At 70.8% G+C, this 6,627-nt stretch carries 6 protein-coding genes and 1 pseudogene; 5 read left to right on the top strand and 2 right to left on the bottom strand.

The features are described 5' to 3' along the window. Nucleotides 1-167 (top strand): ATP-binding protein (locus tag VF794_RS41000; protein ID WP_331119389.1); only part of this gene is annotated, 167 nt, incomplete at its 5' end. Nucleotides 168-176: 9 nt separating this feature from the next. Here the strand turns inward: VF794_RS41000 and VF794_RS40995 are convergent. After that, nucleotides 177-854, bottom strand: coding sequence for a helix-turn-helix transcriptional regulator (locus tag VF794_RS40995; RefSeq protein ID WP_331119387.1), 678 nt, complete (start codon nucleotides 852-854; stop codon nucleotides 177-179). Between the two features lie 262 nt (nucleotides 855-1,116). Beyond that, nucleotides 1,117-1,602 (bottom strand): helix-turn-helix domain-containing protein, encoded by a 486-nt coding sequence (locus tag VF794_RS40990; protein WP_331119385.1) that lies wholly within the window; start codon nucleotides 1,600-1,602, stop codon nucleotides 1,117-1,119. Between the two features lie 470 nt (nucleotides 1,603-2,072). Between VF794_RS40990 and VF794_RS40985 the strand changes: the two genes are divergently transcribed. From VF794_RS40985 to VF794_RS40970, 4 genes and pseudogenes are all read left to right on the top strand, one after another. After that, the gene (locus VF794_RS40985) at nucleotides 2,073-3,662 is read left to right on the top strand and encodes a HEAT repeat domain-containing protein (protein ID WP_331119383.1); all 1,590 of its coding nucleotides are present in this window, start codon (nucleotides 2,073-2,075) and stop codon (nucleotides 3,660-3,662) included. Between the two features lie 40 nt (nucleotides 3,663-3,702). Continuing rightward, nucleotides 3,703-4,662, top strand: coding sequence for a ParA family protein (locus VF794_RS40980; protein ID WP_331119381.1), 960 nt, complete (start codon nucleotides 3,703-3,705; stop codon nucleotides 4,660-4,662). A 9-nt stretch (nucleotides 4,663-4,671) separates the two neighbouring features. Then, complete coding sequence (locus VF794_RS40975; RefSeq protein WP_331119379.1) at nucleotides 4,672-5,706, top strand: extensin-like protein; 1,035 nt, start codon at nucleotides 4,672-4,674, stop codon at nucleotides 5,704-5,706. Between the two features lie 216 nt (nucleotides 5,707-5,922). Beyond that, nucleotides 5,923-6,627: pseudogene (locus tag VF794_RS40970) on the top strand (hypothetical protein); the annotation flags it as partial.

Here is a 6,627-nt window from a genome sequence, read left to right as displayed (position 1 = left end):
AGGGGACGGGGCTGGGGCTGGCGCTGTGTCGGGAGTACGTCTCGCGGGCCGGCGGCTCGCTCCAGGCGGAGAACCGCGCCGAGGGCGGTGCGCGCTTCATCCTCCTGCTGCCAGGGGTGCGGCGCCCGGTGGAGGAGGCCTCCGAGGAGGCCTCGGTGGCGGCCTGAGCGCCGGGGCTAGGGGGTCTTGCGGTGGCGGGCCCGCCAGGCGCTGGGGGACTCGCCCGTCATCTTGCGGAACAGGCCGCTGAAGTGCTGGAGCGAGGCACACCCCACCTCCACGGCCACCGAGGTGAGCTTGGCATCGCTCGCCAGCAGCAGCGCCTGCGCGGTGCGCACCTGGACGGTGTTGAGCTCGGACTGGAAGGAGGTGCCCGCCTCGCGCAGGCGGCGCTGGAGGGTGCGCTCGGACATGCCCAATCGCCGGGCCACGTCCGCGAGGTTGGCATCCACCAGCCGGTGGCGCAGCACCCGGTGCAGCTCGCTGAGCAGCGGCGACTGCCCCATCTGCCGCATCACCAGGTCATTCAGCTCGTTGACGAGGGCGTGGGCCTCCTGCTCGGGCCGGCCCAGCCAGGCGAGCGCCTCGGTGGGGTCGGCGAAGGCCTGGGTGGGGTAGCTGGAGCTGACGAGGCTGTAGAAGCCGCCCACCACCGCGCCCGTGATGCCCTCGGGGCGCACGAGCGCCTGACGCTTCACCGTCTGGGCGAAGGCGGAGATGCGCGGCATCATGTACTTCACCAGGACGGCGAGGCCGTTGGGGTCCGGGGCCTCCACCCGACGCGCGTCCACCAGCGACAGGTGGGGCGCGGCGGGCGCCAGCTCCACGTCCAGCACCTGGGTGAGGCGCTGGATCTGGGCCTCCCCCGGCCTCCCCCACAGGATGAACCCGCACAGCTCCGGCGAGGCATACCAGTGGAGGAAGTCCTCCCCCGTCAGGTAGCGGCCGACGGGGTCTCGGAGGTAGTCGTCGAGTCCTTCTGCGGGGCGCACGGGGCGGCAGCATAGCGCCTGCCGCGCCGGGCGACCCAGGCGGGATGGAGAGGGGAATTCGCACCGGGTGTGAACTGCTTCACTGCAAACGCCAGGTGGTTGCGCATGGGCGCGACGCCCCCGCTCATTCGTCCTTGCGCAGCGTGGCGGCCACTATCGACAGCGCGCGGAGCTGGTGGGGTTTGAGTCTGCGCACGTGCCGCAGCAGGCGCCGCATCTGCAGTCCCTCCTGTTGAGGGGGCGGGGGCACGTCGGCCCAGGTGGGGGAATGGGACGTGCCGAGGGCCAGCAGCTTGTCGGCTGGCAGGTGCAGCGCCAGGCACAGCCGCCGCAGCGTGGGCACGCTGGGCATCAGCAATCCCCGCTCCAACCGTCCATAGACTTCCGTGGCCACCCCGATGCGCTCGGCCACGTCCGCCTGGGTCAACCCCGCTTTCTGCCGGGCTTCCCGGGCGGAGTCTCCCAATGCCTTGGATAGTTTCGCCTTCGTCTCTCTCGTACCCCGAGGAGTTCCCACCTGCTGCTTCTCCTTGGCTTCCTTGCCGCGCGTGCCGCGACGGGTCGTGGAGGTCTGCTCGGGGGTGACTGGAAAAGTAGTCTTCGACGCCATGGCTCCTCAGGGCTTCAAACCCGACTCGATGGGTTATACGACTTCCGGAGTCACCTGTCAGCGTGAAACGGCCGAAGTAGTGCGAGAAATGCACTGGGGGTTGGCGTCCGTACACTTCGCGGCGGTGAACGCCGTGGGTCATCCGATGGCCGACGACTCGGGCCTGACGCGGGATGACCTTCGGAGTCATGTCCGCGGGGGGGGGGCTCGCTGGAGGGCGCGTCCCGGGCCGTGTCACGCGGCGTGCTGATCGCCCGGAGGCCCGAGAAATCGGCCCCGGCGCGATTGTCAATGCCCCAGGAGGGGCGGGACGGAAAAGTCCCAACCATTTCAGGGGTTTACGTTACACGGAGGTCTGACATATATACGCCCTCGCGTTCCCGGGGGTCCCGGGTTCCGGTGTCCCCTGGTGTTCCCAGGCGCGGGGGCGCCAGGCGTGCCCCGGGATTTGTGGGAGGGCTGGACAGGCCGTGAGTGACGAGCGTCCGGACGCGCTGCTCAAGAGCGCACTCGAAAAGATCGTCTACTTCGAGGCCCGAGCCGACCAGCTCCACCACGAGCTGACGTCCACATGTGAGGCGGTGGAGCACCTCAAGCGCGAGCTGACGCAGTCGGAGCAGCGCGAGCTGGCCCTGCGCCGCGAGGTGGCGGAGCTGGAGGTGCGCCTGGGCCGGATGGCCGCGGACCGCGACGAACTCACCCGCCTCAACCAGGCCCTGCGCGCCGAGCGCAGTCAGTTGCTGGGCAAGGTGCTGGAGGCCAGCCGCATCCGCGCCTCGGACCGACGCGACGAGGACGAGGACGACGAGCTGGGCATCGACCTGGCCTCCTTCATCTCTCAGCTGCGCAGCGAGGCCCTGGGGCACCCGGTGGTGGCCGCCGCCACGCCGCCCGTCGCCCTCCCGTGGCCCACGCAGCCCGAGGCCGAGCCGGCACCCGCGCTCGCGCTGGTGGCGGCGCCCGCGGGCGCGGGGAACCTGTCGCCGGTGATGCAGCACGCGCAGCGCCTCCTATTAGAGGGACGGCTGGCGGTGAGCCCCGGGCAGATGGCGGAGCTCTCCGGCGGCGGAGATCAGAGCCTGTTCGGCTTCTCCGTGCGCGAGCTGTCCGCGCCGGACGCCACCTCACGCGTGCGCGCCGCCGAGCGCCTCAAGGCCCTGGGACAGCCGGCCGCCGCGCCCGCGCTGGCCACCGCGCTGCACGCGGAGAAGGAACCCTCCGTCCAGGTGGCCCTGCTGGCCGCCTTCTCCGAGGTGGGTAAAGAGGAGGGGGCCTCGGTGGTGTCGCCCCTGCTGGCCTCCTCCGTCCCCGAGGTGCGCATCGCCGCCCTCAAGGCACTGCTGTCGCTGTCGCCCCACGAGGCCGCGCCCCACCTCGCGCAGGCGGTGAAGGATCCGGACCGCTCCGTGCGCCGGCGCGCCTCGCTGCTGGCGCTCGGCCTGGAGGGCGAGAGCGCGCGGCGCCTGGGCGAGGAAGCCATCCACGACCCGGACTCCGAGGTGCGCAGCCTCGCCGCCCTGGCGCTCGGCGCGGGCAGTGGGGAGTCCGCGCGCACGCTGCTGCTGGAGGCGCTCAAGGACCCGGAGGTGCGTGTGCGCCGCGCCGCCTCGCAGAGCCTCGCGCGCATCCTCGGCCAGGACGTCTCCTCGGTGGTGGACATGGACGAGGGCCGGCGCCGCCGTGAGATCCGCCGGCTCGCCGGGCTCCCCGTGCAGCCGGTGCGCGCCTCGCTCCTGCCCAAGGCGCCGCCGCCGGCCGTGCGCGTCGCCGAGCCCGCCCCGGTGACGCCTCCTCCCACCGCCGTGGCCACGCGGGCCGCGCCCGTGGCCCCTCCGGTTGCCCAGCCCGCGCAGCGTCCCCCCGCGCGCCCGGCCGCCTCTCCGGTGGAAGCCCTCTGTGGACCCTTGCTGTCGGAGATCCGCGCGGCCATCCGGGGGCGCTCGCTCGGTGAGCTGGCGTCGGGGCTGTCCGCCTCCCTGGAATTGGCGCAAGAGGCACTTGCCCTGTTGGTGGCCAGGGGTGCGGTCATACGGCGGGGCCACAAATACTTCGCCGCTTGAGGCAAGGTAAGCGCCCCCAGGGTTCGACGAAGGGTTCTCCATGGATGCACCGACCTACAGCTCCAAACAGGTGGCCGAGATGCTCGGTCTGCCACCGAAGTCCAGTGCCTCGGGGCTGAAGCAGGACAGCTACACCGCCGACGAGGTCTGGGCGCTGCGCAAGGAGCTCGGGCGCTATCCGCCCTCGATCGGCCGTCGCAGGCAGCTCTTCCTCAACTTCAAGGGCGGCACGGGCAAGACGTCCCTGTCCACCTCCTATGCGTGGCGGCTGGCGGAGCTGGGCTACACCGTGCTCCTCGTCGACCTCGACAGCCAGGGCCACGCCACCAAGTGCCTGGGCTTCGAGGGCGAGGACTTCGACAAGACGCTCCTCAACGTCCTGGTGCGCAAGTCGCCCCTGTCGGAGGTCATCCAGCAGTCCGCCCTGCCCAACCTCCAGTTCGTCCCCTCCAACCTCACCATGTCCACGGTGGACCTGGCGCTGATGCCCATGGCGGGGCGCGAGTTCAAGCTGCGCAACGCCCTCAAGGAGGTGGAGGGCCAGTACGACGTCATCGTCTTCGACGCGCCGCCCTCCTTCGGCCTGCTCAATCTCAATGCGCTGATGGCGGCCAACGACCTGTTCGTCCCGGTGCTGGCCGACTTCCTCTCCTTCCACGGCCTCAAGTTGCTCTTCGAGACGGTGCAGAGCCTGGAAGAGGACCTCAACCACGTGCTGGACCACGTCTACATCGTGGTCAACTCCTTCAACGCCACCTTCAAGCTGGCGAAGGAGGCGCTGGAGGCGCTCCAGACGCACTACCCGGAGTTCCTCCTGCCCACCATCATCCGGCAGTGCACCAAGTTCGCGCAGGCCTCCAGTGAGGGCCGGCCCGTTTTCGTGGCGGATCCCTCCTCCAAGGGGGCCACCGACATCGAGGCCCTCATCCAGAACGTGCTTCCGCGCTTGCGAGTCAACGCGGCTCCCGGTAGCGATACGGGTACACAGCAGGTCGGCTGAGGCCTCCTTATGAAGAAAGCCTTCGAACAGAACGTGTCCCGTGCCAAGCCGCGCCTCCGCCTGGGAGCCTTCACGGGCGTTGTCGACCCCGCCGCTCCCGAGGAGTCGCCCGCGCCCGAGCAGGCCCTGGCCCAGGAGCCGCTCCCCGCGGAGGAGCCGGCCCCCGCTCCCCAGGCGCCCGCCGTGGCCAACCACGACCTGTCCGCCGAGGTGCGTGCCCGGATCGAGCGCGCCCGCGCCCCGCGCCCCACCGCCGCCGAGGTCATCGAAGCCGCCCTGAGTTCGCCCCCGCGGGACCAGGCCATGGAAGCCCCCGCCCCGGTGGCCCGGGTGGAGGCGCCCGTGCACGAGGTGGAGGTGCAGACGCCGGCCCCGCCTCGCGAGGAGCTGGATACGAGCGCCCGCCGCGAGCGGCTGAAGGAGCGCCTCAAGGCGGTGCGGGAGAACCCGCGCCCCGAGCCCCTGCCGGCCAGCGTGGCCGAGGCGGGCATGCGCGCGGTGGAGCGCATCTCCGCGCTCCAGGCCGAGCTCACCAAGGTGAAGGCGCTCAACCTCTCGCTCACCCAGGAGCTGGAGGTATCGCGGCGTCAGTCGGAGAAGGCCACCGAGGAGGCCCGGTTGCGCATGGACGAGGCGCGCCGGCTGGCCACCGACATGGAAGGCCGGGTGAAGCTGCTGGGCGACCTCGAGCGCGAGCTGGCCGCGCTGGAGGGCGAGCGCGACGAGGCCCTGCTGTCGCTCCAGGAGGCGCGTCAGGCCATGCAGGCCGCCGCCCAGGAGCGCACCTCGCTCGAGGACGCCGTCGCCGAGGCCAAGAAGGCCCTCGCCGACAGCCTCTCCGAGGAGGAGCGGCTCGCTGGCGAGCTGGAGATCGCCAAGGACGAGGCCTCCGCGCTGCGTCGCACCGTGGATGCGCTCCAGGGGGAGCGCGATGTGCTGGCCCAGCAGGTGGCCTCGCTCACCGCCGAGCGCGCCGAGCTGCTCGAGGCCCGCAAGGCGCTGGAGGCCGTGCACCGCGCCCTCAGTCACGCCGTGATGCGCTGAGCCGTCGGTCTCCCCCTGCGCAGTCCCCCGGAAGCCCGCCAGGGTCCTCGTGACCCGGCGGGCTTTCTCGCGTCCGGACGCCCGTGGAGCATCCAGGCGAGCCCTCGCGAGCCGTTGCCGCGCCCCGAGGCGAGTCGGACCTTTACCGGCGAACCCGGGGGGCCTGGGGCCCTTTCGGCCAGCCTTGTTTCCCTGAGAAGCACAAAGGAGTCATACGTGGCCCTGGACCTCTTTAAAGAGAAGGGCGTCTCGCTGGACCGCCAGGTCTTCACCTGGAAGGACCTCACGCGACGCACCTACAGCAAGCTGGATGACGATGCCTTCACGCGCGTGCGCGTCATCCTGATGAACGGCGTCGAGGCGGAGTCGGTGCGCTTCAGCCATGCCTGTGCGCGGATGAACCGCCAGCTGCGCGAGCCCCTCGCCCTCATCCGCCGGGTGGAGCACTTTCAGCAGACGCTGGTCAACTGGATGAACCCGGCGAACCAGAACCCCCTCGAGACCACGCTCGGTTTCGAGCAGACGGCCATCGAGGTGACGGCCAGCGTGGCCCAGCACGAGCCGGACCCGTACCTCGCCCAGGCCTACCGCTTCGGGATGCTCGAGGACTTCGACCACCTGTACCGCTACTCGGCCCTGTACGACCGGCTGACGGGCAGGGATCCCAACTACATCACCCAGAGCTACACGGACATCATCCCCGGACGGCTCACCACCATCGAGCACCGCCACCCGCTGGATGACGTGCGCCGGTCCTATGACATGCGCACCGCGGAGCCCATCACCAAGCTCAACGCGCTCACCATCGTCTCGGCCGAGAACCAGGTTCACACCTACTACATGAACATCGGGCCGACGTTCACCGACCCGGTGGCGCGCCAGCTCTACGCGGAGATCGCCGCCATCGAGGAGCAGCACGTC

Origin of the sequence: Archangium sp. (genome assembly GCF_036389735.1) — a bacterium.
Taxonomy (GTDB): domain Bacteria; phylum Myxococcota; class Myxococcia; order Myxococcales; family Myxococcaceae; genus Archangium.
Note: the sequence above shows the minus strand (reverse complement) of the source record. Positions and strands in the feature narration are given on the sequence as shown.

Coding starts and splice junctions, on each gene's coding strand:
- VF794_RS40990 (WP_331119385.1), bottom strand. CDS start 1,602: ATGGCGTCGAAGACTACTTTTCCAGTCACCCCCGAGCAGACCTCCACG.
- VF794_RS40980 (WP_331119381.1), top strand. CDS start 3,703: ATGGATGCACCGACCTACAGCTCCAAACAGGTGGCCGAGATGCTCGGT.
- VF794_RS40975 (WP_331119379.1), top strand. CDS start 4,672: ATGAAGAAAGCCTTCGAACAGAACGTGTCCCGTGCCAAGCCGCGCCTC.